We start from the raw sequence: 26,932 nt of genomic DNA, 5'->3' as shown, positions 1-26,932 counted from the left end.
AATCACAAAAATAAGAAAGGGGGCAAAAGCCCCCTTTCTTCAATTCAACCTTAGATCAACCCACCCACTTTCTTGCATTTCGGAACATGCGCATCCATGGTGAGTCTTCATTCCAGTCATCCGGATGCCAGGAATGAATCGCTGTGCGGAACACACGTTCGGCGTGCGGCATCATCACAGTAAAGCGTCCGTCCAGATTCGTTACAGAAGTAATGCCCAGCGGAGAACCATTCGGATTGTACGGATAGCTTTCAGTAACATCTCCGCTGTTGTTAACGAATCGCATTGCCACTTGTGCCTTAGCAATATCGCCGGTCGTAGAAAAATCAGCAAAACCTTCGCCATGGGCTACCGCGATTGGAGTTTGCGTCCCCGCCATGCCACTGAAAAAGACAGAAGCAGAATCCAACACTTCAACCATCGAAAAACGTGCTTCGAATTGTTCAGATTTGTTCTTGGTAAATTTCGGCCACGCTTCCGCCCCAGGGATAATCGATTTCAGATTACTCATCATCTGACAACCATTACAAATACCCAAACCAAATGTGTCAGTTCTGTGGAAAAACTCAGAGAATTGCTGAGACAACATCGCATTAAACAAGATCGTTTTTGCCCAGCCCTCACCCGCCCCCAATACGTCTCCATAAGAGAAGCCACCGACAGCGATCAAGCCTTTAAAATGATTCAGATTCGCACGACCAGCAATCAAATCGCTCATATGTACGTCGACAGATTCAAATCCCGCCTTATGCATGACATAAGCAGTTTCGATGTGAGAGTTCACACCCTGTTCGCGCAAGATTGCCACCTTAGGACGAACACCGGTAGCGATAAACGGAGCAGCAACATCGTCATTGATATCAAAACTTAACTTGGGCTGCATCCCTGGGTCTTGCACATCACTGATGCGGGCGTACTCTGCATCAGCGCAAGCCGGATTATCGCGCAGGCGAGCGATCTGCCAGCTGGTTTTGCTCCATGTCCGATGGAGTTCTGATCTAAGTTTTTTGAAGATCTGTTTTACATCACGGTAAAACTCTATCGAGTCACTGGCATTCGGCTTGCCAATAATGTGGCTACAGGCACCGAGATTATGTGAGCGTAAAACATCCATGACTTCAGAGCGTTGTTCGGTGCGCACCTGAATCACGGCGCCTAATTCTTCATTGAACAATGCCCGTAATGTCAGATCATTTCTTCTTTCCGCTACTTGACCGGCCCAATTTTTGGCGTCGCCCTGATCTGCAGCATGCTCGGTTTCCATCGTCAGGATATCGAGATTAATCGCCAACCCTGTGCGACCAGCAAACGCCATCTCGCATAAAGTCGCAAACAAACCACCGTCAGAACGGTCATGATAAGCCAGCAGTTTATCTTCACTGTTCAATTGCTGAATAGCAGCGAAGAAAGCCTTCAGGTCAGCAGCGCTGTCAACATCTGGCACCTCATTGCCAATCACTTGCATCACTTGTGCAAAAGCCGAAGCACCGAGGCGATTTCGCCCACGACCAAGATCAATCAGAATCAGGCTTGTATCACCTTTATCCAGGCGTATTTGCGGCGTCAGTGTCTTACGCACATCATAGACAGGTGAGAAACCCGATATGATCAATGACACTGGCGACGTGACAGACTTATTGTCGTCACTATCTTTCCACGTTGTACGCATTGACAGCGAATCTTTACCGACTGGAATACTGATGCCAAGTGCCGGGCATAAATCCATGCCGACAGCTTTCACTGTATCAAACAAGGCAGCATCCTGACCCGGCTGACCGCAAGCCGCCATCCAGTTGGCAGATAATTTGATATCTGAAATATCTTTGATCGGTGCCGCAGCAATATTCGTAATCGCTTCACCAACGGCCATACGACCGGAAGCCGGCGCATTAATGACCGCGAGCGGAGTGCGCTCACCCATGGCCATTGCCTCACCCAGAACGCCCTCAAAACTCATTGTTGTCACGGCACAATCAGCCACAGGTACCTGCCATGGTCCAACCATCTGATCACGTACGGTCGTTGCACCAACTGTTCTGTCGCCGATCGTAATCAGAAACGATTTATCAGCAACTGTAGGTAAACTTAAAACGCGCTCCGCCGCATCATCAAGACTGATACCCGTCAGATCCAAGGGTTTATATGATGTCTGCAGGCGCTCAACGTTTCTGTGCATCTTAGGAGGTTTGCCCAGCAATACATTCATCGGCATATCGACAGGTGTATTGCTATGTTCTGGATCGATCACTTTCAATTGCCGTTCTTCTGTCGCAGTACCGACTACGGCAAACGGACAACGTTCGCGCTCACAAAAGCCACGGAAAAGTTCCAGACTCTCAGGAGCAATTGCGAGTACATAACGTTCTTGTGATTCGTTACTCCAGATTTCTTTTGGAGCCATACCGCTTTCTTCCAGATGCACTTTGCGCAAATCAAATATGGCCCCACGCTTTGCGTCATTCGTTATTTCAGGAAACGCGTTCGACAAACCACCGGCGCCAACATCATGGATAGATAAAATCGGATTCGCATCAGCCATTTGCCAGCAAGAATTGATCACCTCCTGCGCGCGCCGCTCCATTTCTGGATTGCCGCGTTGAACCGAATCAAAATCAAGATCAGCAGTATTTGTTCCCGTCGCCATAGAAGAAGCGGCACTGCCGCCCATCCCGATACGCATACCTGGTCCGCCAAGTTGTATCAACAAGCTACCTACCGGCAAATCATTTTTCTTGGTATGTTGAGCTGAAATACTGCCGATACCACCAGCGATCATGATGGGTTTATGATAGCCGTACACAGTACCGCCAACATTTTGTTCATAAGTACGGAAATAGCCCCCTAAATTAGGGCGACCAAACTCATTGTTAAATGCGGCACCACCCAAGGGCCCATCAATCATGATTTGCAATGGCGAAGCGATGCGGTCAGGTTTTCCGTACGCAGATTCTGTTTCTGCACCGCCATCACAATCCGTAGCGTTTTCCCAAGGCTGATTCATTCCCGGGAGTGACAGATTAGAAACGGTAAATCCTGTCAATCCTGCTTTAGGTTTTGCCCCTCTGCCGGTCGCACCTTCATCACGAATTTCGCCGCCTGCGCCGGTAGATGCGCCAGGAAATGGTGAAATTGCGGTCGGATGGTTATGCGTCTCCACCTTCATTAAAATATGGGTTAATTCTTCCGACAGCGCATAAGTACCCGTTTTACTGTCGCGAGGATAAAAACGCTGAACTTTTGCACCTTCGATAATTGAGGAATTATCACTATAAGCAACGACGGTTCCCTGTGGATGCAGCTCGTGGGTGTTTTTAATCATCTGAAACAAAGACTTATCTTGCTCAACACCATCAATAGTCCAGTCTGCATTAAATATTTTATGACGACAATGCTCGCTGTTTGCTTGTGCAAACATCATTAATTCAACATCAGTCGGATTACGTTTGACGGAATTAAAAGCATCTACCAGATAATCGATTTCGTCATCGGATAAGGCAAGGCCTAACTCGGTATTGGCATTCAGCAAGGCATTTTTACCACCGCCCAAAATATCAACAGATTCCAGAGGTTTTGCTTGCAACTCGGAAAACAGCGCACCGGCATCACCAAGATTCGTCAATACCATTTCAGTCATACGATCATGCAATAAAGCAGATATGGCTTCTCGGGATGACTGCTTCACTTCTTTGGTTCCACCAAAAAAGCCTGTTTTCATTTGTACAAAGTAGCTGATACCACGCTCGATACGATGCACCTGATGCATACCACAATTGCGCGCAATATCAGTTGCTTTACTTGCCCACGGAGAAATCGTGCCGATACGCGGAATAACGATAAAAGATTCACCGTCCTGAGATCCATTGAAACGGTCGCCGTAAACTAATAAAGCTTCAAGACGTTCAATATCATTCTTTTGCAATTCAACGCTGACATCAACAAAATGTTGGTATCTTGCAGTGACGCCGATAATATTTGCATCGACTTCCTGCAAACGATTCAGAAGATTGGATGTACGGAAAGCAGACAGGGCATTGGAGCCTGGCAATATCAACATGGCTAGAGGAGTAGTTGAGGCAATAGCAGGAGACAGTTTCTCTCTAACTATCGCAGGTTGGATGAGAAAAGCGTGATTATACCTTGATGCCCTTACAGGCTCCAGAAGGCATCGGTTTTAAATTCAGTAAATATCTGAATTAATTAGTAAAAATCAGAGTATTACCAGATTCTCTGGTCAGTTTAAATTCAGAAAAATACTTCTTTTGTCTGAAATCAGGTAAATCTTCTTTCAGAACCATCAATGCAATCTTTTGCTTATCAAGCAGAATCTGAAACTGCATATCGCTTAGCACGATATTATTTTTGTGAAGCTTGTTACCCCAAAATAAATCACTGCTTCGGCTATCAACGATTCGAACCGGGGCTTTCAAATAAAATGGCAATGAAGATTGATGCTCAAAAACACGGTACAAGATAACCTCAGACCGAGGAAAATCCGTCCTCAACCATGCAGCAACTTCTTTTGTGGAAACATAATTTTGCCTCACATCGATCACTTGCAACATGGCCGGCAAACTCATCATCGGAACCAAAACGTATAACAAAACACCCAGTTTACGTATACGGTATGAGAAAAACGTCACCAGAATTGATGTGATCAACAAAATTTCAGCAAAATACCGGGTAAAAATTCCCTTAATAAACAGGCCATTCAGGGCTTCGTTTTTCCCATTTAAAAACCACAAGGTCAGCGCGAAAAATAAAATTGACAACAGTGCCCCTGGAATTACCAGCCCCCAGCGACCACCAAATTTCGCGTCTTCCAACATCAATGCCAGTTGAATCGCCACAAAAGGCATCACAATCACGAGATAATAATTTGCCTTCGCACTGGACACAGAAAAAAATACCATAGGTATCAGCCAGGCAATACACAAGAACAAATGTATATCCCGCTGACGTGCAATATTCGTTCGGGCAAATGCTAAGACCGGAAGGAAAAATGACCATGGGAATAGAAACAGCAACGCCCGTGGAAGGTAATACCACCAAGCACCTGCATAGTAATCATGCGGCTCCCTCTTCCCCAGGAATCTTAAGATGTGTTCGTTAATGAAATAAAACCAGGGGAAAATAGGTTCAACCAGCATTGCTGCGATATGCCACGGAGTCGCAATGAGGAAAAAAACCAACAACCCCTTCCAGTGCAAACACTCATATAAACGAGACAGGAAGTTTTTCAACGTTGACGAGCTTAACGCAAGGTAAGTGCCCATAACCGCGAAAAATAAAATCAACGCAACAAATCCCTTCGCCAGCAAAGCAAGCGCCAGCATAGCCATACATACGTAGAGTAATTTACGTTGTTTTCTTACGCAGAACAGATATCCCGACATCACTGCCGCCGTCAGCAATACGGTCAGCAACATATCAAACATCAGGATACGGGACATCGCAGTAACGCCTAGACTGCTGATAAACACAATAGCCGCCAACCTGCCAGCGTACTCTCGCCCTATTGATTTAGTGAACCACAAAATCAGTCCCACGCATCCAATACCAGAGGACACCGGAACCAATCTCGCAACCCACTCTGACTCACCAAATGCCGCAAAAAAAACCGCAGTCAACCAATACAACAGAGGCGGTTTCTCCATGTATGGCAGCCCGTTCAGATGAGGAATAATCCACTGGTGCCAATCACCGGAACGTAACATTTCACGGGGGATTTCTGCGTACAATCCTTCATTGTTATCCAGAATCGGATAGCTGCCCAACTTGAAGCTCACAAAATAACAAACAATACCCCATACCAACCAAAGAGGTATTTCTGGAAATTGAATGTTATGCTCGCGCTTCATCAGTAATTTTGTATCAGATCAATAAATAAAAAAACGGCAAGCATGAAGGCTTGCCGTTTTTGCCAATCAGTATCGTTATGCAGCTGTCGCTACATTTTTCGCCCACACTAAAGCAGCCAAATGAGCTGTATTTACGTCCTCGGCGGAAATCTTTAGCGACTCAGCCAAAGAACCAACCAGCATACTATTCAACTCACATGCCTCTGCCAAGGCTAGGTAAGGACCAAAAACCCCTTCCCTCGAAATCAATGCCTCGGTAACAACTTCGGGTAACTGTATAGTCGAGAGTACATCTTCCATCGGCAAACCAAGTAAGCGATCAAGCAAGGAAAACATCCCTGCAACAAAAAGATTTTCCGCTTCAGACTTCGGCATTTTCATTTGACCGAGCAACTCAGCAAAGCGCCCGCGTACAATTGCAGTTTCCAGCAGAACCGGCGAATATCCGCTGGTACTTGCGGTTGCAAGCAAAACAGTTAACCATCTGTATAGCGGACTGTAGCCTAACATTTGTACCGCATGCTTCAACGACTGAATTTCTGTGCGCAGGCCAAAACCAGCAGAATTAATGTAACGCAATAACTTGTATGCCAGCGTAGCATCGCGTTTAACAACCAACTCCAGCTGCTGGACATCCGCATTCTTTCTGACCATTTCCATCAACTGCAATATCGTAGTCTGCGCTGGATTCAAGCTTTTTGGCGCGGAACTGGGTCTTGGAATCAAATGCAACTTCCCAACAAAACTATCCAAACCCAAAGCTGCACAAGCATCAAAATCCTGCCACGTAGATACATTACGCGCCACCATCTTGACCGACGATTGCTTCAAGGATGCATATACTTTTGCCTGAGACGCAAAGTTAGCCGCATTTAATTGCACCTCAATATGAGAGACAAATGCAAAAAATGAACGCTCCAGCGTTGTAACTTCAGCTCCACGAAGGCAAATGCCAAAGCCCAAAGCCCGCAGCTCCTTCACTGCCTCCAGGGTAGATTCATCTGCAAAATACTTTTTATGCAAAATCAAGACAGTATTTTTTGGTGGAAATGATTTGAGTCCATCAGCATGCAATAATTCAGGCAATGCTTCAAGAAACACCAAGCTGTCCGCAAGTAAAAAACCGTCATCATCATTCAGATGACCGGCAACAAATTCCAGTAAATAATCAAGATTTTGGCTGTCTAACTGAGCGTTGGAATCCGCTTGTTGCCATGAAAACTGAAAACCAATCACGCGTTGCTTAGGGTCAAGCAGCGGTTCTCTTAAGATGAAATTATCTTCAATCATATAGAATTTATTATTTATTTAACCACAAAGACAAAATCATCAGGAACAGAATTCATCCAACAGCTCATTTAATTTCACTGATAGGCAAGAACATTTTTTGTCTCGAGGTTTTTGCAGATAATTTTAAAAAAATTCAATCACTTTTTTAATTTCATCCGACTAAGACAAGTATCTCATTTCAGAATATTCGGCAGGCACTCTGCCACAGAGTGCCTACAAAACCAAGACAGCTGTCAGATAGAAAGTCTGAGATAAACCAACTCACTAACGCATCCGCATTTGGCAGCAGCTTAAATCAGGCGCTCTTACCCAATTTCTCAAAAATTTTCGAAAGCTTTTCATCCAAGGTTGCGGCAGTAAACGGCTTAACAACATAGCCATTCGCACCAGCTTGTGCAGCAGCAATAATGTTTTCTTTCTTCGCCTCTGCAGTAACCATCAGAACCGGAATTTTAGAAAGCGCAGGATCAGCACGAATATGTTGCAACATAGTGAGGCCATCCATATTAGGCATATTCCAGTCAGAAATAATAAAGTCGAAGTCACCGTTTTTCAACTTCGCAAGCCCCATCGCTCCGTCCTCAGCCTCATCCACATTGGAGTAGCCTAACTCTTTAAGCAAATTTCTTACTATGCGACGCATAGTAGAAAAATCGTCTACAACTAAAAATTTAAGGTTTTGATCGGCCATGAATTACTCCATTATTTCTTTGAATACAATTACTAATATTATCGGTCAATTTAAGAATAAGAGGTGGGTTAAATTGCATTGAAGCATGTCTCCTCACTCCATCAAACCCTAAGTGCACGGCTTCCATGTGTTGCCAAATAATGCAATACCTTTGTTGGCAATTCGTTTAAGGGCGCAACTTCATGTGTCGCACCGATTGCAATTGCTTCCCGAGGCATTCCAAATACTACACAAGTTGCTTCATCTTGCGCAAAATTATAAGCACCAGCGTTTTTCATTTCCAACATGCCGGCAGCACCATCTTTCCCCATGCCAGTCAATATAACACCAACAGCATTTTTACCGGCATAAGTAGCAGCAGAACGGAATAGGACATCAACAGATGGGCGATGCCGATTTACAGGCTCTCCGGTATCGAGTTGGGTTACATAATTAGCGCCACTACGGGCAAGGAGTAAATGTGAATGTCCTGGTGCAATATACGCATGCCCAGGCAAAACACGCTCTCCGCCCACAGCCTCAGATACAGAAATTTTACATAAACCGTCAAGTCGCTTTGCAAAAGAGCGGGTAAAGCCTTCTGGCATATGCTGAGTAATTAAAATACCTGGACAATCTGACGGCATTTGCACAAGAAAATTCTTTATCGCTTCAGTGCCTCCGGTGGAAGCACCGATAATAATCAGTTTTTCACTACTGGTTAAAGGATTACGCACCAATGGCAAAGCACCCGGCGTATCTTTAGTATGATCAACAGCAGAAAGCACTCTTGGTCGGATTTTTGCTTTTGACGCAATACGGATTTTATCGGCGATTAACTCAGCATAATCAAGCATGCCACTCTGAATCGACATTTTAGGCTTTGAGACAAAATCAACAGCCCCTAACTCCAGAGCCTTCATCGTGATCTCTGACCCTCGCTCAGTCAGTGAGGACACCATAATGACCGGCATCGGCCTCAAACGCATCAGGCGCTCAAGAAAATCCAAACCATCCATCTTCGGCATTTCGACATCTAAAGTCAAAACATCCGGATTAGTCTGCTTAATCAGTTCTCTGGCAACCAGCGGATCAGGTGCGACGCCAACAACTTCCATATCCGGTTGGCTACGAATAATTTCACTCATGACGCTACGAATGAGCGCCGAATCATCAACAATTAATACTTTTATTTTCATCTGGAAAAATTCCATATTCGCCTGAAGCTTACAAAAAGTTCAGGTCAAAATTAAAACAAATCGACTTCCCCACCCACAGAGGTCGTTTTTAAGCGACTTGCATAATCCTGCTCACGTTTTCTCAGTGTGTCATTGTGTTCTACTTTTAATTTTTTGACGAGAACCTTACCCGTTTTTGGAAAAAAATATACTTTGCGAGGATAGATATCATTCAGATCCTCCGCAATCACACGCATGCGCTCCGCCCTTAAGTAATCCAGGACGAACTTTGCATTTCTTTCACCTACGTTGATAGCTGTAAAACCACGCAACACATTTCCACCACCAAAAACTTTTGCTTCCATGTTTTCTCGCTTCGCACCAGCTTTCAGTAGCTCATTAATAAGCACCTCCATTGCATAGGTACCGTAACGCATAGAGGCAGAAACAGGATTATCTGCATCCCCACCGGTATCCGGGAGCATAAAATGATTCATCCCCCCTACTCCAGTCACACGATCACGAATGCAAGCAGAAACACAAGAGCCAAGAACCGTCACGATCAACATGTCTTTGTTCGTGAAATAAAACTCTCCTGGCAAAATTTTTGCGGCATCACAATCAAACGTCCTGTCAAAATATACGTTTGTTGCAAAATGCTCTTCACTCAACTTACTCATAAGCTACCTTTGTGCAAATGATTTGTTGCAACTCGTCCATTGGCAGCATTACCAGAAGAAAGCTCGTACACGGTTTTCCCCTTCAACTTAAAATCATCCGACACGTATAAAAAATTCTCAGAATGTCCCGCGAACAATAATGCATCGTGCTTCATTAATGGAACGAATTTCCTGAGAATTTTGCCCTGAGTGGGCTTATCAAAATAGATCATCACGTTTCGACAAAAAATCGCGTCAAACTCCCCTGACAGCGGCCAACTATCAGCAAGCAAATTAAGCTGTTTGAAGGTAATCATATCGATTAGCTCTTGCCTTACTCTGACAAGTCCATCTTGGTTACCTTTTCCTTTAAGGAAAAATTTTTTCACCCGATCTGGAGATAATTTCTCTACCCTGTCGATGTTATAAACACCTTTCGACGCAGTATTCAAAACGTTAGTATCAATATCCGTAGCCACGATATGCGCTGGGGGACGCAAAGTACCAAAGGCCTCACAAAGAGTCATGGCGATCGAATACGGCTCCTCTCCGGTAGAGCTGGCGGAACACCAAATTTGAATTGGTTGCTTACGATGTTTTACAAAATCCGCAAGAATAGGGAAATGGTGTTCTTCCCGAAAAAAGGATGTCAAATTTGTAGTTAAGGCATTCGTAAAAGCCTCCCACTCCAAACTATCGTGCTCTCTCTCCAAACTGTTCAGATAATCCGAGAATGAATTTATTCCTGTCGCCCGTAAACGCCTTGCGAGACGACTATAAACCATCTCTTGCTTGCTATCGGCGAGAGATATGCCTGCCCTCTTATATATCAGCTCTCTCACACGATCAAAGTCACGAGCGTGAAATTCAAACTCCTTTGAGTTTTCCGATCTCTCTTTTGCGCCAATATTTCTCATCAAAGACTTTCAAAACTAAACTCAGAACTTATTAAGCACCAAAGAACACCCGGGTCCACATACGAACACGCATTAATTAAAAATCAAAACTCTTCCCACGAGTCATCTGCAGCAACCTTCTTAACATTAGAAGCTTCTGTGTTTTTTGTGGCCGAAGGCAATGCCGCTGGTTTAACCTGATTTGGTTTGACTACCGACTCACGATATTGCGCAACAGGTCTGACCACTGGCTGCAGCGAATTAGACAATTTAAATACACTTACAGCTCTAGCCAATTCGACAGCTTGCTCCTCCATACTTTCAGCTGCAGCTGCGGCCTGCTCAACTAACGCAGCATTTTGCTGAGTCATTTCATCCATCTGAGTAATTGCCAGATTGACTTGTTCAATTCCAGCGCTTTGCTCCTGACTTGCAGCAGCTATTTCGCTCATGATATCGGCAACATGCTGGACGCTAGTGACGATTTCATCCATCGTTTTACCAGCCTCATCCACCAGCTTACTTCCTTGATCAACCTTATCAACCGAGTCGTCAATTAAGGATTTAATTTCTTTTGCTGCGCCAGCACTGCGTTGAGCTAAATTTCTCACTTCAGCTGCAACAACCGCAAAGCCTCGCCCCTGCTCCCCCGCCCTGGCTGCCTCAACTGCGGCATTCAACGCGAGAATATTCGTTTGAAAAGCAATCCCATCAATAACACCAATAATATCGACAATTTTTCTCGAACTGTCTTTAATTGATCCCATGGTATTCACAACCTGACCGACAACAGCGCCACCTTTAACTGCAACACCGGTCGCAGATACGACCAACTGATTTGCCTGCCGCGCATTGTCTGCATTTTGCTTCACTGTACTTGTCAACTCTTCGATAGAACTGGCAGTTTCTTCTAAAGAACTCGCTTGAGATTCAGTGCGTTGGGAAAGATCTGCATTTCCGGACGCGATTTCCTGAGCAGCGAAAGTAATTGTTTCGGTTCCTTCCCTAACTTTGCCAACGGTTGCGGCCAAGCTGCTGTTCATATTTTTCAGCGCGAGCAGTAGCGACGAGACCTCATCACTACCAGCAACAACAACATCACTACACAAATCACCGCTGGCAACTGTTTCAGCCAAACCAAGCGCTTCAGATAAAGGTTTAGTGATGCTGTTAGTCAGTATCCACGCGATCAATGCACCTATACCGAGCGCAAAAACCAGAATCACATAAAGAATGTAAGACAACTTTTTAGCCGCAGAGTCTGCACGATCAAATGCCTGAGTAGCAGCGACGGCCTGTAGCTCAACCAACTTATTGATTTCAATAATTTGTTTATTACTAATTGGGTCTAAAACCGTTGCAATTATTTTTACTGCCCCCTCAGCGTTAAAAGCCAAAGCTTGGCCAACCGCGTCTTTAAAAGGGCCTGAGGCTTCTTTATCTAATTTAGCTATCTCGTCAACGATCTTTTTTTCGTCGTCACTTAATCCTAAAGCTGAAATTTTCTCTTTTGAATCATCGTATAACTTACGCTGGGCCTTGACTCGTCCTTCTTCTTTTTGCATCTCACCGACATCCGATTGGATACCGATATTACGCATTGCAATTCCACTTTCATAAAGAGAGCTTTTCATCAGATTAGCCAGTGCCTGCTTTTGGTTTGCCAGGCGCAAGTTTTCCGACATATCTTTACGATTCGACGCATTCAATGCGTTGACCAGCAACATCACCACAACAATACCGCCAAGAATAAGGGCGAATCCTAAAGCTAAACGAGTACCAATTTTCAAATTACGTAAATTCACAACTATCTCCCTGATAAACAGTTATTCTGTTTTTATTATGATCTTAAAGAAAAATTTACTACCTAAGCTAATTGATCAACGAGCCCCATTTCTGGGCTAGACATCAATTTATCTATATCAACCAGAATCAGCATTCGATCTTCTAACGTCCCTAAACCAATCAGAAAATCTGTGCTGAAGGTGGTTCCCATTTCTGGCGCAGGCCTGACCTGACTAGGCAATAAGGTAGTGACATCTGACACACTGTCCACCACCATCCCAACAATTCTGCCTTCAATGTTTAAAATGATGACAACTGTAAATTGATCGTAAGTCGGGCTTCCCAGATTAAACTTAATTCTCATGTCTACAACCGGAACGATAATTCCTCGCAGATTAATCACGCCCTTCAAAAATTCGGGCGCATTTGCAATCCTGGTGACTGCTTCGTACCCACGAATTTCCTGGACTTTTAAAATATCGATGCCGTATTCCTCATTTCCCAGGGTAAACGCAAGAAACTCATTGCCCGCGACATCAGAATTCCCTTCGTGAGCGGAAGATTTAGTTTCGTTGGCTAATTGTGTCGATTGTGACATTTTCAATCCTTTATTTACATTTCTAACTATGACTATCTATTTGACCGGAGCAATGCAGAAACATCCAGAATAAGAGCAACGCCTCCATCGCCCAAAATTGTTGCGCCAGAAATTCCCGGCACTTTTTTATAATTTGACTCAATATTTTTAACAACGACTTGTTGTTGCCCCACCAAATCATCAACAAATAAAGCTGCTTTTTTCCCATCCACTTCAACAATGACGAGAATACCTTCTGACGGATTAAGAAATTTAGGCGTTAAATTGAAGCGCTGATAAAGAGGAACTAAAGGTAAGTATTCATCTCTGACCTTAACAACGGTTCCTTTACCACTGACCTCTTTGACATCTACGGCGGCAGGCTGCAGCGATTCGACAACAAAACCAAGTGGCAATATGTATATTTCGTCACCGAGCTTAATTGACATCCCATCCAAAATCGCTAATGTCAACGGTAACGAAATAGTTATGGTAGTGCCCAGCCCCATCGCAGAACGAATATCAACAACACCTCCCATCGCAGAGATGTTTCTCTTAACGACATCCATACCGACACCACGTCCGGAAACATCTGTCACAATTTCTGCTGTCGAAAATCCTGGAGCAAAAATAAGTTGCCATACGTCAGAATCTGACATCGAATCCGGCGCCACTAAGCCATTTTCACGAGCCTTTGAAAGTATTCTTTCGCGATTCAGTCCGCCACCGTCATCACTCACTTCTATGACAATATTTCCACCCTGATGTACGGCAGACAGAGACAATTTTCCAATTTCACTTTTACCACTTTGCGTTCTGATTGCTGGTATTTCTATCCCGTGATCGATACTATTTCGCACCAAATGCGTCAAAGGATCAACGATTCTCTCGATCAAACCTTTATCCAGCTCAGTCGATGCCCCGTGGGTAATAAAATCGACTTTTTTACCTAGCTTTGTCGCAAGGTCTCTCACCATGCGTGGAAAACGAGAAAAAACATAATCCATCGGCATCATGCGAATTGACATGACTGCCTCTTGCAGATCACGCGTATTCCGCGTTAAGTGCGCGACACTCCCCAATATGCGCTCGTGAACGATAGGATCTAACTCCTGTGTTCGCTGCTCAAGCATCGCCTGAGTAATGACAAGCTCGCCAATTAAATTAATGAGCTGATCGACTTTCTCTATTCCCACACGGATTGTTGAAGTTTCTTGAGAGGCAATATGCTTTTCTGCGTCTTTCTTTACTGAACTTTTCTTCTCAAGATGATTTACAGACGAAGCAATACTGTTAGCTTGCATTACCAGTTCAGTGGCTTTATCTGAATCCGAAGCTGACTCTAAAGGAGGGAACATAGAATCAAGTGGCTCAAAAAAGCCGTACCCCAATTCATCCTCAGTTTTCTCCTTATTTTTTTGGGTAGCTTGCGTAGAGAGTGGTACTTCTGTAACGGTAAAGCAATCCGGATTCAGAATAAATAAGCAAATAGAAACGATATCGTCAGCTGCTTCATTCGTGCTCAGATAAAAAATAGTTTTATCTGATTCAGATTCGATCTGAGAAATCGATCCAAGCAACTCCAGCTCAACTTGTAACGCCTTTGCATCGTTCTCACTCAAACCTGTCATTGCAATTTTGAATGCAGATTTATATTCAGTATTATCCAACTCGGTAACCGGAGTTGGTGGGGGTGGGACAGGAGCGACAACTGGCACAGCCTCATTTGAAAAAGATTGCAACAGCATTCTGGCGTCACCAACGGCATCCTGATCCACCGGGGTGCCAAGCCGATGACCGTTCACCTGCATTTTCAAAATATCTTTTGCAATAAGAAATGCATCAACGTGCTCAGCAGTCAACGCCATTTCACCTTTTCTGATTTTATCTAACAGGGATTCTAAAACATGAGTCACTTCACTCATGTCATTGAGCCCAAAAGTAGATGCTCCTCCCTTTATTGAGTGGGCTGTACGAAAAATAGCATTTAAGTCCTCTGGCTCAGGGGACAAAACATCGACGGCAAGCAGCAGCTTTTCCATTTCGGCAAGAAGTTCATCCGCCTCGTCAAAAAAGACTTGAAAAAACTGACTCATGTCAATCGTCATTATTAAACTCCGGGATATACATTAATAAACTGAAAATCAGCCTATTACTTTTTTAACGACTTCTGTGAGCTTTTGAGGATCAAAAGGTTTTACCAACCAACCGTTTGCACCAGCTGCACGTCCTTTAGATTTCATGTCATCGCTAGACTCGGTGGTCAACATCAGAATTGGCACTCTTTGGTAAGTGGCCAATCCTCTTAACGATTTAATTAAAGTCAACCCATCCATTCTTGGCATATTCTGATCAGTTAAAACAAGATCCACTACTTGATTTCTGGCCTTTTCAAGGCCATCTTGCCCATCAACCGCTTCAATTACCTGATACCCGGCAGCCTTTAAACTAAATGCAACCATCTGCCTCAATGAACCAGAGTCATCTACCGCTAAAATCGTTTTGGCCATAATTACTCCATTTTTCGAATTAAATGCAACATACCTGAAAGCCCGAAGTGCAACTTAAAACAGCTCAACATCTCCGCTTTCCAAATGTTTCTGATGAACTGCCTTTCTCAACAAATTCTGCAGATCAGCGCTCTGTTTTTCGAGTCGGGAGGTGGTTTCTTTCAAAAGACAAGCGATATCATCACTGTCAATATCCAGTGTGACATCTCCCCCAAATAAGCCTAATGTTGTTAACACTTCTCTAAGCCCCTCACAGCGTTGCATCGTTCGGGAAAGTAATTGACTCGTCATGTCCTGAAACTGCAAACCAGTTACTGCAGCGTTAACATGGGTAGCAATTTCAATTTGAATTGTTTTCAATCTATCGCTTGTGGCGTCAGAAATCAGACCCGAATTAATGATCAGTTGAATTTCTTCTTGCTCCTTCAAAATCGCAGAGTGAAGCGCAAAAAAACTGGCACTAAGTTTTTCAATAGCCTCACCTAGCAAAATTGCCGTTTGCGCCAAGTCGGTTTCAACCTCAGAAAGATGGGCGTTTCCATGATCCGACACTCCCGTTAACAACTGCTTTACCTGAGAACTCAACAGTTTCTTTTCGGACATCTTAAGCATCCTCTCTGCATAATTTTTCAATGGCTAAGTGCAATTAAAAGTTACTTTGCAGACTTAACAGAAACTTCAGCGCTTGAATCTGCCTGATTTACCACCTCAACAGCACCACCATCCTGCGATGCAGATTCTTCAGCCTTCTTATTCATCACAATAATACTAATCCGCCGATTAATCGGATTGAGCGGGTCTTGCTTGTCAAATAAAACAGACGAGGATAAACCCACAACCCGCAAAACCTTAGACTCGTCCATCCCTCCAAAAATCAACTCGCGCCTGGATGCATTCGCCCGATCAGCTGATAACTCCCAGTTGCTATATCCCTTTTCCCCCAAGCCATAAGGAGCCGAATCGGTATGTCCAGACAAACTGATTTTATTCGGTACCTCATTTAACGCTTTGCCTATCTCATGCAAGATCTCTTTTGTATAAGGTTGCAATTCAGCTTTTGCCAATGCAAACATTGGGCGATTCTGCTCATCAACCATCTGGATACGCAAACCCTCAGTGGTTATATCCAGCAGTAACTGCTTTTTATACATTTTCAACGTGGAATTGGACTCAATTGCCGCTTCGATTTTCCCCTTCAAAGCTTTAAGCCTATCTGCATCAGCTTTTGCTAACGCAGCCTCGGCAGCCTGAAGGTTATACGAGCGCTTCTGGGACTCGATATCACCTTTACGGTTCTGCCCCTCACGCAAACTAAGATCCTTCCCCCCACCTTTAATTACGCTCGAGCTATCACCACTACCATCACCGCCAGCCATTGCGACTTTTAGCGGAGTCTGAAAATATTCAGAAATACCTTGCAAGTTTCCCTTTGCCGTAGATCCAAGAAGCCACATAAGGAGAAAAAATGCCATCATTGCGGTCACAAAATCAGCATAGGCAATTTTCCACGCGCCGCCATGGTGGCCGCCACCAGACTTTTTAATCCGCTTTACTATTATCGGCCGCAGCTCTTCATTTGCCATTGGAAAACCTTGCTAGACTCACTATTTTGACTTCGATTGTTTTATATGCTCTTCCAACTCACTAAAAGTTGGCCGCTCTGTTGAATATAAAACTTTGCGCCCAAACTCAACTGCCAATGCGGGGGCATAACCATTCAAACTGGCGAGCAAAGTTACTTTTATGCATTGAAAAGTTTTTGATGACTCCTCCAATTGCTGCTCCAGCAAACTTGCAAGCGGTGCCACGAATCCATAAGCAATCAAAATACCCAAAAAAGTCCCAACCAAAGCATGAGCAATTAAAATTCCTAATTCAGCAGGGGGAATACCAACAGATTCCATGGTATGCACCACGCCCATCACCGCAGCAACAATACCGAAGGCCGGTAAGCCATCTCCCAATCTAGCAATAAAATGAAAAGGCATTGCTCCTTCGTGGTGGTGCGTTTCCAATTCATTATCCATTAGATTTTCAATCTGAAAAGCATCCATATTTCCTGACACCATCAATCTTAAATAATCACAGATAAATTCCATCATGTGATGATCATGAACAATTGAGGGGTATTTACTGAACAACGGACTTTCTTCTGGTTTTTCAATATCGCCCTCGATTGACATCAACCCTTCTTTCCGCACTTTTGTCAGCACATCAAAGAGCATGGTCATCAGTTCCATATACAGAGCTTTTGAGTATTTGGATCCCTTGAAAACGTTTGGCAACGTCTTAATTGTTGCCTTCAAATTCTTAGCGTTATTTCCTACAAAAGAAGCACCAAGAGCAGCACCACCAATCATAAGTAGCTCTAACGGCTGAAATAAAACAGCAAGATGCCCACCTGCTAGCGCATAGCCACCAAACACAGACCCTAAAATTACAATATAACCAACAATAACTAACACGGAAATTTACTCCCTGACTGGAAAATTACGCTCAAATATCTTACGTCAATCATATCAGCCCAACTGATAGGAATCATCAGAAATTGATGTAAATCTATGCAGAAATGATGTTTCTTTTAAAGAATTTACTCTCGACATCACATTTGCCAAACATACAATATCTCCCCTTTTTCACTCACTTGAATTTCGAAACTCGGGGGCTCACCATCAATAGGAAACTCGTAACTCATAAAAATACTTCCAGGCACCATTTCATATTGCACCTTTTTCCAAATTTCTGACATCACTACTGGCGACAAATAAGCAAAAACAACATCAAATTTTTCAAAATTTAAATATTCGTAACTCCCAAGTTGAAATTTGACGTTTTGACGACGTAAGATTTTTGACCTTAGAAAACTAAACAGCCAGGGAAATGAGGAAATTTCAACTCCAGTTAACTTCCAATCCGGTCTGGCTTTAGATAAGTCAATAATCAAGCCGCCCAAACCACTTCCCGCATCAAGCAGCCGCAACTTTTCTTTATCAGAGAAAAATTCCAAAAGCCTTTCAGACAACGACGAGTGGGATGGAAAATATGGCACCCTTGTAGTGAGAGTAGTGCCGAAAACAAAAAAAAGAAAAAGAAAGATAACCAAGCTAAGCGCAGACGAAATCTGCAAATACAAACCGAAGAAGATAAAAATGGGAAAGATGAATGCAATAACATTCCACCACCACTCACATTTAAGCAGAAGTGAAATTAGGAGAGACAGAAATGAATGAAATAAAAGAAGAAGAAGAAATGTGAACGGACTAAATACGTATCCGTAAAAATTTTTGACAATGATCGCAAAAGAAAAGCAAACGACGAACGATAAAATCTGAACCAGTAGCGCTTTTAGTAAAGGATATCTGGTCTGAGCGCTTGAAGGACTATGGCTTTTGTGACTAACACGCAATGCCTCCAAAGCAACTCCTATTAATTAATTATTAAGCCACCATCTCCAAAGGAATGTCAGCCTCTCTCGTTTTTTTAGTTTTACCTGCGCGGGAGGGAACATGACACAGCCCACACTTATAATGATTATTCAAATCCAATGAATGTGCAACAAAATGACCGCCGCATTCAGAACATTTTGCAAATGTTAGCATTTTCCCTTCGAAAAACCGGACCAAAGTCCACGCTCTCGTCAAAGACAGCACAGCATCGTCAGGCGATACACAACCAACCTGTTCAAGATAAAGCCGATAAGATTTAACAACAGCTTCAATACCAGAAACTTCAGCATGCTCATTCAAATATTTATAGATATTCATAAATAACGATGAGTGGATATTTGGTTGCCAGGTCGTAAACCAGTCCGTTGAAAATGGAAGCATTCCTTTCGGAGGAGACACACCTTTCAGCTCTTTATAAATCTTTAAGAGCCTCTCACGAGAGAGTGACGTTTCAGACTCCAATAATTGCAAGCGAGCACCAAGATTTACTAAATCTACCGCTAACTGAATCTCTGATGCTTCATTCAAAACACTTTTGCTAGCCATATCAACCTCTCGTCATTACTTAAAAGATACTCAACACACAGTTTTAATGAATTTCTTCGACAGGCTGACCTGCCATTAAAATCGCTGCGTGAGAATGAGCGAGAGAACGCTCTTTATTATAATTAGTGAGCATGCAAAGAATCGAGCTGTCTTCAAAACGAAATCTTGCCAACATCATATTGGACCCTGCCAGCTTTAGGATTTGTGAATTATTCAAACCCTCAATTAAGTCAGCAATTTCCTTACCGATCCCAAGGCGGAAAATGGCAGTTGCCTTATCAGCACGAATCATTTGCTGAGCAAGCATTAAGTAACTCAAGTTTGCATCACGTATTTCAGCCATCATGTCGTTCTGTGTCATTTTCCTACCCTCCAATACATGTTCAAAGGCGAAGTATCTTGCCGTTGAGATACATTGTGAGTGACCACAAAATTCGGGTGTATAGGAAAAAAAAGGTATTTAGATGAAGGAAAAACAGAAGAAGCTCGTAAGACAAATTCTTACAAGCTTTATTTTTTGAATTTATGTCGATTTTTTATTTTTTAATTTCAAGAAAGCTAAAACAAGCTTAAAAACTAAAATTCTATAAAAATCAAATACTTATTGAAGTTAAACACTCCAAACTAACCTAACTTAATACCATTAACGGCAGCATTTTTTAAAACTTTAGGGGAATTAGAAAATAAATTTAAAAATATTTTCTGTCTGATTTATTAACGGCAGCATCAGAAAAAACTTTAATTATTTTTAGATTTTTTTAAAGTTTTTTCTGTTTTTGTGCAATGTCGCAACAAACTGCCTAGATTTGATGTGGAGAACCCACGAAAAGGAAGGTAAAAATACAAAACAAATATAACGAAATAGCAACGGCTTATTTATATTTGAATCTATACAGGCGGACTTCGCCATACACAACTCTGTTTTAACTGCTTATCCAAACCAGATAAAAGTGTTTCGTGCTCAATTAACTCATCAGGTGACGCCATCTTAAGAATGACTTCGTCGATAGGAATATCAACAAACACAACCTCTTCAATTACCGGTTTCTCTTCAACAGGTAAATCGATTTCAAAACTATTCTGCCCTCGGGACATCGCCAAAAATACGTCAGCCAAAAGCTCCGCATCAAGCAGCGCTCCATGCAACTTTCGGTGCGAATTAGAGATTTCGTAACGATCACATAAAGCGTCGAGAGAATTCCGCTTTCCCGGGTGCAACTCTTTAGCTTGAACCAAGGTATCAGTAACGATTTCAACATAGTCAGTAAACAGCCCCAGACCGACTCTGGCAAACTCAGCGTTCAGAAAAGAGATATCAAACGGCGCGTTGTGAATAACAATTTCAGCACCTTTAATATATTCGCAAAACTGCTTGACCACATCAGAAAATTTTGGCTTATCACTAAGAAATTCTGTGGTCAATCCATGCACTGCAAGTGCGCCCTCTTCGGAGTCGCGCTCAGGATTAATATATTGATGATAATTATTACCGGATAATTTCCGATTAATTAACTCAACACAGCCAATCTCAATAATTCTATTGCCATCGCGCGCACTTAAGCCGGTTGTTTCCGTATCTAAAACAATTTGCCTTAAATTCTTTTCCATCACATGGATACCTTATTCGATTGTTCTGCAACCCACTTTAATAAAATCCGGCTTCCACTCCCTTGCGAACAGAAGCTGGACTGCATCCCTACGCCTGCAGCGAATATAAGTTGATCTCCAATTGATACGAAAGGTAGCTGCTGCCTTACCCAAAATGGGATTTTTAAGGATTGATAGTGACTTTTCATATCGCGGGTAGATCGATTTTCTGCCAACTTGAGGCGCTCGCCACCTCGGCGAAAATGAAGTTCAAGTGATCGCCCTTTTAACCACTCACAATCAACGCCAAAATCTGAATATTGAAAATACAAAGTACCACCCATGCCTGGGAACTCTAACTTATCTTCCCCTGACCATTTAAATACCTCAGACTTTTCCGATCGATCCTGCTCATCCAGTCTGGAGGTTGCATAGATTCTGTCTCGGTATCGATGTATCGCCAAATTATCATGGAAAACTGTAACGCGGGCATCATCACGCGCATCGAACAATTGCTTGAGTATCTCCGTCAGCCTTGAGGTAGTTGGCATTCTTGACCGTAGCCTTGCAAACCACAGTCGCAACAAATTATTAACACGCTCGGGCGACAGCGAACGAATAGACTGCAAACTTAATCCATCATTATCCGAACAAGTACTTAAATCATGTCCGGCAAGATCCTCCAGCAATATACGGGTGGATCGCATGTGCGTTGCTGTTCTTGCTATACGTTTAGAAAACCCAGGTGACACCTCCTCCAACATGGGCATCACTTTATGTCTTAGCGCGTTTCTCAGAAATCGTGCGTCATCATTTGACTCATCGTGTATGTGTAAAATATCGCGCGAATCAACAAATTGCTCTAAGTCGCCCCTGGTTTCTTGCAACAAAGGACGCATTAACATCAGGGTGCCGACACCAAGCAAACTCTCTGCAGTATTAAATCGATCCATCCCTGACAACCCTGCAACACCAGAACCTCTCAACATCTGCATTAAAAGAGTTTCGGCCTGATCATCCTGATGATGAGCCGTCAGGCAAAAATTGATCTGGTGTTCTTGGCAAATTCGCCCAAGAGCCAGATAACGAGCACTTCGTGCACTGCTCTCTATTCCCTCTTTTTTAGTCACATCGAGCGTGACTTTTTTATATAAAAAAGTCACGTTATGTGCAAGACATACTGATCGACAATGCTCAAACCATGAATCAGCATTTGTGCTGAGTCCATGATGTATATGAATTGCAACCAAGGAAATTTTACGGAGACGACAATACTCAATTGCCAGCATAAGGAGGGCGGAAGAATCAAGCCCGCCACTATATGCAATAGCCATCCCGGGGACTGACTCAACTCCTAACTCTGAAAAGTAGGAGTCCAGTACTTCAGAGAAGCGGTGCGGTAAAGCACCGCTGTTACCACGTTGATTCATTCAGAAATCTTTGTTTCCTTAAATTTACCATAACTCATCAGTTTTTCGTGGCGAGCGCTAAGTAAATCTTTAGTTTTAACACCCTGGAACTGACGCAGTGTATCGGCCAGTGCACGTTTAACCAGAGAACACATCTGCTTAGGATCTCTGTGCGCACCACCCAGTGGTTCATTAATAATTTTGTCGATTAATCCCATTGCCTTTAACCGGTGCGCTGTCAGTCCCAGCGCCTCTGCGGCATCAGACGCTCGGTCAGATGTTTTCCATAAAATAGAGGCGCATCCTTCAGGAGAAATAACGGAATATGTCGCATACTGCAACATCAATACTGCATCGCCAACAGCTAAAGCCAAAGCGCCACCAGAACCGCCCTCACCAATAATTGTTGTGATCAGCGGCACTTTCAGCTCAGCCATGACATACAAATTATGTCCGATTGCTTCCGATTGACCACGTTCTTCCGCATCAATCCCAGGCCACGCACCGGTAGTATCAACAAAAGTGAAGACAGGAATGTCAAATTTTTCTGCCAGCTTCATCAAGCGCATGGCTTTACGGTAGCCTTCGGGTTTTGGCATACCAAAATTACGCATGGCCCGCTCTTTTGTATCGCGTCCTTTTTGATGGCCGATGACCATGCAGGACTGTCCATTAAAACGAGCTAAACCACCAACAACCGACTGATCATCAGCGAAGCTACGGTCACCGTGTAATTCATGAAAGTCGGTAAATACGTGGTTGACGTAATCCATCGTATATGGGCGCTGAGGATGACGAGATATCTGCGATACCTGCCAAGGAGTCAACTTTGCATAAATATCTTTAGTCAGCATCTGACTTTTTTTGGAAAGCCGGTCAATCTCTTCGGAGATATCAACAGCAGAGTCATCCTGTACGAAGCGCAGCTCTTCAATTTTAGTTTCGAGCTCAGCTATTGACTGCTCAAAACTCAGGAATGTCGTTTTAGTCATCGTGCCTCCTTAAATCCACACGAGTTGAGAAAATTCTTACGGATTGACGAAGTCAATATATATAGTTCACCTGCATAGATCGCTTGCCGCGTTGAAGCCCTCGTGCGCAATAACTTCAATCTGCCCGCAACCCCACAATACAAAATCAGTTGATGGAACAACTTTGCAAATAAATAATCAGGACTTTCTCAAAGAAATGCCGTAAATATTCAAACGGAGCAGATTAAATATCAAAATTGCCCATTCTGTCCAGTATCCGTTCACCCTCAAACCAAATCAACAGATAAATACTGCCTTCGTCTTTTATCTGTAGCCATTTCCCTATCGATAAAACTCAGGCTTATTCAAAATGAGCTGAATATTCAAAACATAAGATATTCGATTGTGAGCAAAAATAAAGACGAACTCACGAATATCTGATGTTTGCTCGAGCAAAAGCCCAATAAGCACACTTATTTGATAAGATGACGCTTACGTATATCTTTAGTATAACATTGCCGCTCTTATGTTCAGTCAATCTCAGATAAATCCAAGCCAGAACGCCATGCGCCAAATCTTAAAAAGTGTTTTCGTCATATCAAATTTATCTTTCGCCTTATTCTCCGCCCCCTCCTTCGCTGACGATGCGGCCGATGTCGGAAAATTGCTTCGCGCAGGCCAAATATCTGAAGCGCTTCAAAAAGTAGACGGTGCCCTGGCTGTTCGCCCTAAAGACGCTCAAATGCGTTTTTTAAAAGGCTTGATTCTTACTGAACAAAACAAAAGCGCTGAAGCAATTAATATTTTCACCAAGTTAACTGACGACTATCCGGAATTGCCTGAACCATATAATAATCTTGCTGTTTTATATGCTGCATCAGGACAATATGATAAAGCCCGGGCATCTTTGGAAATGGCAATCAGAACAAATCCTACGTATGGCACAGCGCACGAAAATTTAGGTGACGTCTACGCAAAGTTAGCCAGCCAAGCGTACGACAAGGCGCTGCAACTTGATTCGGGAAACGCCACTGCCAAGTTAAAACTGACCTTAGTTCGCAATCTGGTTGGCAATACCACCGGTGGAACAAACCCTAAAACAAGCCCGTCGCCAGCAATACAAATTGCACAGGCGGCGTCTGCGAAGGCACCAGTCACTCCTACTCCAACAAAGCAGGTAACTGCGCCAGTAAAGGCCGAACCAGAACCGGTTAAAGCCGAAACAACTAGCAAATCTAAAGCGTCACAAATCCAGGATAAGGATGAAGATGACGTGATGAAAGCCATTGAAAATTGGGCGAAGGCCTGGAGCAACAAAGATACCAACGCCTATCTGGCGCACTATGCCAAAGATTTCCAGACACCTAAAGGCGAATCGCGAAAAGCATGGGCAGAGGAAAGGCGCGAGAGAATTGAAGGCAAAGGTCGCATCAGCGTAAAAATCGAAAGTGCCAAAGTCAACATCGACGGCAACAATGCAACTGTTAAATTCCGCCAGATATACACCTCTGACCGCCTGACTGCCAACAGCCGCAAAACCATCAACATGACGAAGCAAGATGGTAAATGGCAAATTAAGCAGGAGCGCGCGGGTAGCTGATGTTTTTCGCTGTCAATAGAAGTGCTTCGGTCGTCAACATAGCCACGAAGCGGGTTGTTTGCGCCCTTCTTATCTACTGTATTTCAATCTGCATCGGTACATTTGATGCAATGGCCAGAACGCGCCCGCAAAAAATGCCTTCTGAACAAATTTCAAGCACAGCGAATCCTGACCAGCTTTTAATTGAAGTTTATAAAAGCCTTGCAGAAAATAAGCTTCAGAACGCTCAAGTTAAAATTGACGAGTTAATCGATGCCTATCCTCACTTTCAATTAGCGCACCTGATCAGGGGTGACTTGTTACTCATGCACACCCGCCCGGTAGCCAGTTTTGGAGCGGGGGCGAATGTTCAGGGTGAAAAATTAAAAGAACTACGCGATGAAGCTGCTGCGAGGATCAGATCTTTTCGGGAACGCCCGGCTCCAGACTTGCTTCCAAGACCAGTTATTCAACTACGTGAAGATCAAAAGCAAGTAATTCTCGTCGACGCAAAAAAATCTCGCTTATATCTCTACGAAAACAATGCAGGACAACTCCGGCTTATCAGTGACCATTACATCAGTCAGGGTAAATTTGGTACAAATAAATTTAAGGAGGGGGATCAAAAAACCCCGCTCGGAGTCTATTACATTACCAGCCGCTTATCCGGAAGCAAGCTTCCCGACTTTTACGGCCCGGGAGCACTTCCTCTAAACTATCCTAATGAATGGGATAAAATTAATGGTCGCAGTGGTTCTGGCATCTGGCTACATGGTATGCCCTCCAGTAGCTTCAGCAGACCGCCGTTAGCATCAGATGGCTGTGTCGTACTGACGAATCCAGATTTTTTAAAAATCGCTGCATCGGTAGATATAGGCAGAACTCCGGTCATCATCAGTGAGCACATTGAATTCGTCAATCAAGCAAAATGGAGTCTTGACAAACAGTTTGCGGCAAAGTTACTGGAAGACTGGCGCCTCGATCTTGAAAGCCAGAATGCCAACCGGATTTTTGCAAATTACTCGAGAAATTTCAGGGCAAATCAAGGGGAAGATTTAAACTCATGGTTTTCCAAACAAAGACAAACATGGGATAGCTGGGTTACTCCCATTGTTAAAGTGAAGGACGTGACGCATTTTATTTATCCAGGCAAGGATGAAATGATAGTCAGCACCTTCACACAAGAAGTTACCTCAGGAAAAACCAGGGCCAGTACCAGAAAAAGGCAATACTGGAGGAAAGAAGCAGCCAAATGGCGAATTGTGTATGAATCAAACGTATAACAGGCGAAAAAAATGACATCCTTGTACAAAAAAATTTCAGGTTTTATTTTTGCTGGTGTAACTTTATTCAGTTCACAGCTTTTAATGGCCGAAGAGTTACCCAAAGTCTCCATAAAAACCAGCATGGGAGAAATCGTGGTGGAACTTTATCCTGATGCTGCCCCCAATACCGTAGACAACTTTCTGAAGTATGTTAAAGCCGGACACTACAAAGGAACGATTTTTCATCGTGTCATCAATGACTTCATGATCCAGGGTGGTGGCTATGATAAAAATATGAAGGAAAAGCAAACACGCAAATCTATTCCTTTAGAAGCACGTCGCGCCTTGGATAAGGGCCTGAAAAATGAGCTTGGTACTATTGCTATGGCAAGAACCGAAGATCCAAACTCTGCGACAGCGCAATTTTTTATTAATGTAAAAAATAACGAATTTTTAAATCACCAGATATTGCCAGACGGTGATCCCGTAGAGTTCAACTACCGTGGCAATATGGTTAAAGCACCAAGAAACAAAGCCTTGCTCGCGACTGCTGGTTACACACCGTTCGGCAAAGTCATCAAAGGGATGGATATTGTCGATAAAATCAAAGCCGTAGAGACCGGCGACGCGCACATGATGCAAAATGTGCCTAAGCAAAACATCATCATTGAATCTGCAAGCATTGTTAAATAATCTTCTTTCATCT

23 protein-coding genes are annotated in these 26,932 nt (G+C 43.4%); 3 read left to right on the top strand and 20 right to left on the bottom strand.

Features of this window, described 5'->3' with window-relative positions:
- Positions 1–55: 55 nt before the first annotated feature.
- The 20 genes from purL to H8K26_RS04750 form a co-directional block, all read right to left on the bottom strand.
- The gene (gene purL / locus H8K26_RS04845; protein ID WP_190477803.1) at positions 56–4,054 is read right to left on the bottom strand and encodes a phosphoribosylformylglycinamidine synthase; all 3,999 of its coding nucleotides are present in this window, start codon (positions 4,052–4,054) and stop codon (positions 56–58) included.
- A gap of 139 nt (positions 4,055–4,193) precedes the next feature.
- Positions 4,194–5,858 (bottom strand): ArnT family glycosyltransferase, encoded by a 1,665-nt coding sequence (locus tag H8K26_RS04840; protein ID WP_190477801.1) that lies wholly within the window; start codon positions 5,856–5,858, stop codon positions 4,194–4,196.
- 75 nt (positions 5,859–5,933) lie between these two features.
- A complete protein-coding gene (locus tag H8K26_RS04835) occupies positions 5,934–7,148 on the bottom strand; it encodes an EAL and HDOD domain-containing protein (RefSeq protein WP_186885539.1) in 1,215 nt (404 codons plus the stop codon).
- A 295-nt stretch (positions 7,149–7,443) separates the two neighbouring features.
- Entirely contained in the window at positions 7,444–7,839 is a 396-nt protein-coding gene (gene cheY, locus H8K26_RS04830) for a chemotaxis response regulator CheY (RefSeq protein WP_186885540.1), read from the bottom strand.
- Positions 7,840–7,940: 101 nt separating this feature from the next.
- Entirely contained in the window at positions 7,941–9,017 is a 1,077-nt protein-coding gene (locus tag H8K26_RS04825) for a protein-glutamate methylesterase/protein-glutamine glutaminase (RefSeq protein WP_186885541.1), read from the bottom strand.
- Positions 9,018–9,067: 50 nt separating this feature from the next.
- Positions 9,068–9,676 (bottom strand): chemoreceptor glutamine deamidase CheD, encoded by a 609-nt coding sequence (gene cheD, locus H8K26_RS04820; protein WP_190477799.1) that lies wholly within the window; start codon positions 9,674–9,676, stop codon positions 9,068–9,070.
- Complete coding sequence (locus H8K26_RS04815; RefSeq protein WP_190477797.1) at positions 9,673–10,572, bottom strand: CheR family methyltransferase; 900 nt, start codon at positions 10,570–10,572, stop codon at positions 9,673–9,675. Before H8K26_RS04815 ends, cheD begins: the two co-directional genes overlap by 4 nt.
- Before the next feature lie 83 nt (positions 10,573–10,655).
- The gene (locus H8K26_RS04810) at positions 10,656–12,356 is read right to left on the bottom strand and encodes a methyl-accepting chemotaxis protein (RefSeq protein ID WP_190477795.1); all 1,701 of its coding nucleotides are present in this window, start codon (positions 12,354–12,356) and stop codon (positions 10,656–10,658) included.
- Between the two features lie 62 nt (positions 12,357–12,418).
- Positions 12,419–12,934, bottom strand: a complete 516-nt coding sequence (locus H8K26_RS04805) for a chemotaxis protein CheW (RefSeq protein ID WP_186885545.1) — start codon at positions 12,932–12,934, stop codon at positions 12,419–12,421.
- A 32-nt stretch (positions 12,935–12,966) separates the two neighbouring features.
- Positions 12,967–15,021 carry a chemotaxis protein CheA gene (cheA, locus tag H8K26_RS04800; RefSeq protein ID WP_190477793.1) on the bottom strand — a complete coding sequence of 685 codons (2,055 nt, stop codon included), beginning with the start codon at positions 15,019–15,021 and terminating at the stop codon, positions 12,967–12,969.
- A 36-nt stretch (positions 15,022–15,057) separates the two neighbouring features.
- Positions 15,058–15,423, bottom strand: coding sequence for a response regulator (locus H8K26_RS04795; RefSeq protein WP_186885547.1), 366 nt, complete (start codon positions 15,421–15,423; stop codon positions 15,058–15,060).
- Positions 15,424–15,477: 54 nt separating this feature from the next.
- Positions 15,478–16,026: a chemotaxis protein gene (locus tag H8K26_RS04790; protein ID WP_186897226.1), complete on the bottom strand. Its 549-nt coding sequence runs from the start codon at positions 16,024–16,026 to the stop codon at positions 15,478–15,480.
- Positions 16,027–16,076: 50 nt separating this feature from the next.
- Entirely contained in the window at positions 16,077–17,006 is a 930-nt protein-coding gene (motB, locus tag H8K26_RS04785; RefSeq protein WP_190477791.1) for a flagellar motor protein MotB, read from the bottom strand.
- A 21-nt stretch (positions 17,007–17,027) separates the two neighbouring features.
- Positions 17,028–17,888 (bottom strand): flagellar motor stator protein MotA, encoded by an 861-nt coding sequence (motA, locus tag H8K26_RS04780; RefSeq protein WP_186885550.1) that lies wholly within the window; start codon positions 17,886–17,888, stop codon positions 17,028–17,030.
- Positions 17,889–18,025: 137 nt separating this feature from the next.
- A complete protein-coding gene (locus tag H8K26_RS04775) occupies positions 18,026–18,430 on the bottom strand; it encodes a methyltransferase domain-containing protein (RefSeq protein WP_186885551.1) in 405 nt (134 codons plus the stop codon).
- A 430-nt stretch (positions 18,431–18,860) separates the two neighbouring features.
- Positions 18,861–19,415 (bottom strand): flagellar transcriptional regulator FlhC, encoded by a 555-nt coding sequence (gene flhC, locus H8K26_RS04770; RefSeq protein WP_186885552.1) that lies wholly within the window; start codon positions 19,413–19,415, stop codon positions 18,861–18,863.
- 43 nt (positions 19,416–19,458) lie between these two features.
- A complete protein-coding gene (flhD, locus tag H8K26_RS04765) occupies positions 19,459–19,776 on the bottom strand; it encodes a flagellar transcriptional regulator FlhD (RefSeq protein WP_186885553.1) in 318 nt (105 codons plus the stop codon).
- Positions 19,777–20,303: 527 nt separating this feature from the next.
- Positions 20,304–21,023: a DNA polymerase III subunit epsilon gene (dnaQ, locus tag H8K26_RS04760; RefSeq protein WP_190477789.1), complete on the bottom strand. Its 720-nt coding sequence runs from the start codon at positions 21,021–21,023 to the stop codon at positions 20,304–20,306.
- On the bottom strand, positions 21,023–22,432 hold the full coding sequence (tilS, locus tag H8K26_RS04755) for a tRNA lysidine(34) synthetase TilS (RefSeq protein ID WP_190477787.1): 1,410 nt from the start codon (positions 22,430–22,432) through the stop codon (positions 21,023–21,025). The genes dnaQ and tilS overlap by 1 nt, the downstream gene beginning before the upstream one ends.
- Positions 22,429–23,403, bottom strand: coding sequence for an acetyl-CoA carboxylase carboxyltransferase subunit alpha (locus tag H8K26_RS04750; RefSeq protein WP_190477785.1), 975 nt, complete (start codon positions 23,401–23,403; stop codon positions 22,429–22,431). Before H8K26_RS04750 ends, tilS begins: the two co-directional genes overlap by 4 nt.
- Positions 23,404–23,947: 544 nt before the next feature.
- On the opposite strand from H8K26_RS04750, the gene H8K26_RS04745 reads away from it, so the two are divergent.
- The 3 genes from H8K26_RS04745 to H8K26_RS04735 are packed head-to-tail and all read left to right on the top strand — an operon-like array spanning position 23,948 to position 26,919.
- The gene (locus tag H8K26_RS04745) at positions 23,948–24,982 is read left to right on the top strand and encodes a nuclear transport factor 2 family protein (RefSeq protein WP_190477783.1); all 1,035 of its coding nucleotides are present in this window, start codon (positions 23,948–23,950) and stop codon (positions 24,980–24,982) included.
- A complete protein-coding gene (locus H8K26_RS04740) occupies positions 24,982–26,244 on the top strand; it encodes a L,D-transpeptidase family protein (protein WP_223826858.1) in 1,263 nt (420 codons plus the stop codon). The genes H8K26_RS04745 and H8K26_RS04740 overlap by 1 nt, the downstream gene beginning before the upstream one ends.
- Before the next feature lie 12 nt (positions 26,245–26,256).
- Positions 26,257–26,919 carry a peptidylprolyl isomerase gene (locus H8K26_RS04735; RefSeq protein ID WP_190477781.1) on the top strand — a complete coding sequence of 221 codons (663 nt, stop codon included), beginning with the start codon at positions 26,257–26,259 and terminating at the stop codon, positions 26,917–26,919.
- Positions 26,920–26,932 lie beyond the last annotated feature (13 nt).

Source organism: Cognatundibacterium aquatile, assembly GCF_014699135.1.
GTDB lineage: Bacteria > Pseudomonadota > Gammaproteobacteria > Burkholderiales > Burkholderiaceae_D > Undibacterium > Undibacterium aquatile.
Note: the sequence above shows the minus strand (reverse complement) of the source record. Positions and strands in the feature narration are given on the sequence as shown.

Excerpts from the sequence above, each read along its gene's own strand:
- purL (WP_190477803.1), bottom strand. The coding sequence starts at position 4,054 with ATGTTGATATTGCCAGGCTCCAATGCCCTGTCTGCTTTCCGTACATCC.
- H8K26_RS04840 (WP_190477801.1), bottom strand. The coding sequence starts at position 5,858 with ATGAAGCGCGAGCATAACATTCAATTTCCAGAAATACCTCTTTGGTTG.
- H8K26_RS04835 (WP_186885539.1), bottom strand. The coding sequence starts at position 7,148 with ATGATTGAAGATAATTTCATCTTAAGAGAACCGCTGCTTGACCCTAAG.
- cheY (WP_186885540.1), bottom strand. The coding sequence starts at position 7,839 with ATGGCCGATCAAAACCTTAAATTTTTAGTTGTAGACGATTTTTCTACT.
- H8K26_RS04825 (WP_186885541.1), bottom strand. The coding sequence starts at position 9,017 with ATGAAAATAAAAGTATTAATTGTTGATGATTCGGCGCTCATTCGTAGC.
- cheD (WP_190477799.1), bottom strand. The coding sequence starts at position 9,676 with ATGAGTAAGTTGAGTGAAGAGCATTTTGCAACAAACGTATATTTTGAC.
- H8K26_RS04815 (WP_190477797.1), bottom strand. The coding sequence starts at position 10,572 with ATGAGAAATATTGGCGCAAAAGAGAGATCGGAAAACTCAAAGGAGTTT.
- H8K26_RS04805 (WP_186885545.1), bottom strand. The coding sequence starts at position 12,934 with ATGTCACAATCGACACAATTAGCCAACGAAACTAAATCTTCCGCTCAC.
- cheA (WP_190477793.1), bottom strand. The coding sequence starts at position 15,021 with ATGACGATTGACATGAGTCAGTTTTTTCAAGTCTTTTTTGACGAGGCG.
- H8K26_RS04795 (WP_186885547.1), bottom strand. The coding sequence starts at position 15,423 with ATGGCCAAAACGATTTTAGCGGTAGATGACTCTGGTTCATTGAGGCAG.
- H8K26_RS04790 (WP_186897226.1), bottom strand. The coding sequence starts at position 16,026 with ATGTCCGAAAAGAAACTGTTGAGTTCTCAGGTAAAGCAGTTGTTAACG.
- motB (WP_190477791.1), bottom strand. The coding sequence starts at position 17,006 with ATGGCAAATGAAGAGCTGCGGCCGATAATAGTAAAGCGGATTAAAAAG.
- flhC (WP_186885552.1), bottom strand. The coding sequence starts at position 19,415 with ATGGCTAGCAAAAGTGTTTTGAATGAAGCATCAGAGATTCAGTTAGCG.
- flhD (WP_186885553.1), bottom strand. The coding sequence starts at position 19,776 with ATGACACAGAACGACATGATGGCTGAAATACGTGATGCAAACTTGAGT.
- dnaQ (WP_190477789.1), bottom strand. The coding sequence starts at position 21,023 with ATGGAAAAGAATTTAAGGCAAATTGTTTTAGATACGGAAACAACCGGC.
- tilS (WP_190477787.1), bottom strand. The coding sequence starts at position 22,432 with ATGAATCAACGTGGTAACAGCGGTGCTTTACCGCACCGCTTCTCTGAA.
- H8K26_RS04750 (WP_190477785.1), bottom strand. The coding sequence starts at position 23,403 with ATGACTAAAACGACATTCCTGAGTTTTGAGCAGTCAATAGCTGAGCTC.
- H8K26_RS04745 (WP_190477783.1), top strand. The coding sequence starts at position 23,948 with ATGCGCCAAATCTTAAAAAGTGTTTTCGTCATATCAAATTTATCTTTC.
- H8K26_RS04740 (WP_223826858.1), top strand. The coding sequence starts at position 24,982 with ATGTTTTTCGCTGTCAATAGAAGTGCTTCGGTCGTCAACATAGCCACG.
- H8K26_RS04735 (WP_190477781.1), top strand. The coding sequence starts at position 26,257 with ATGACATCCTTGTACAAAAAAATTTCAGGTTTTATTTTTGCTGGTGTA.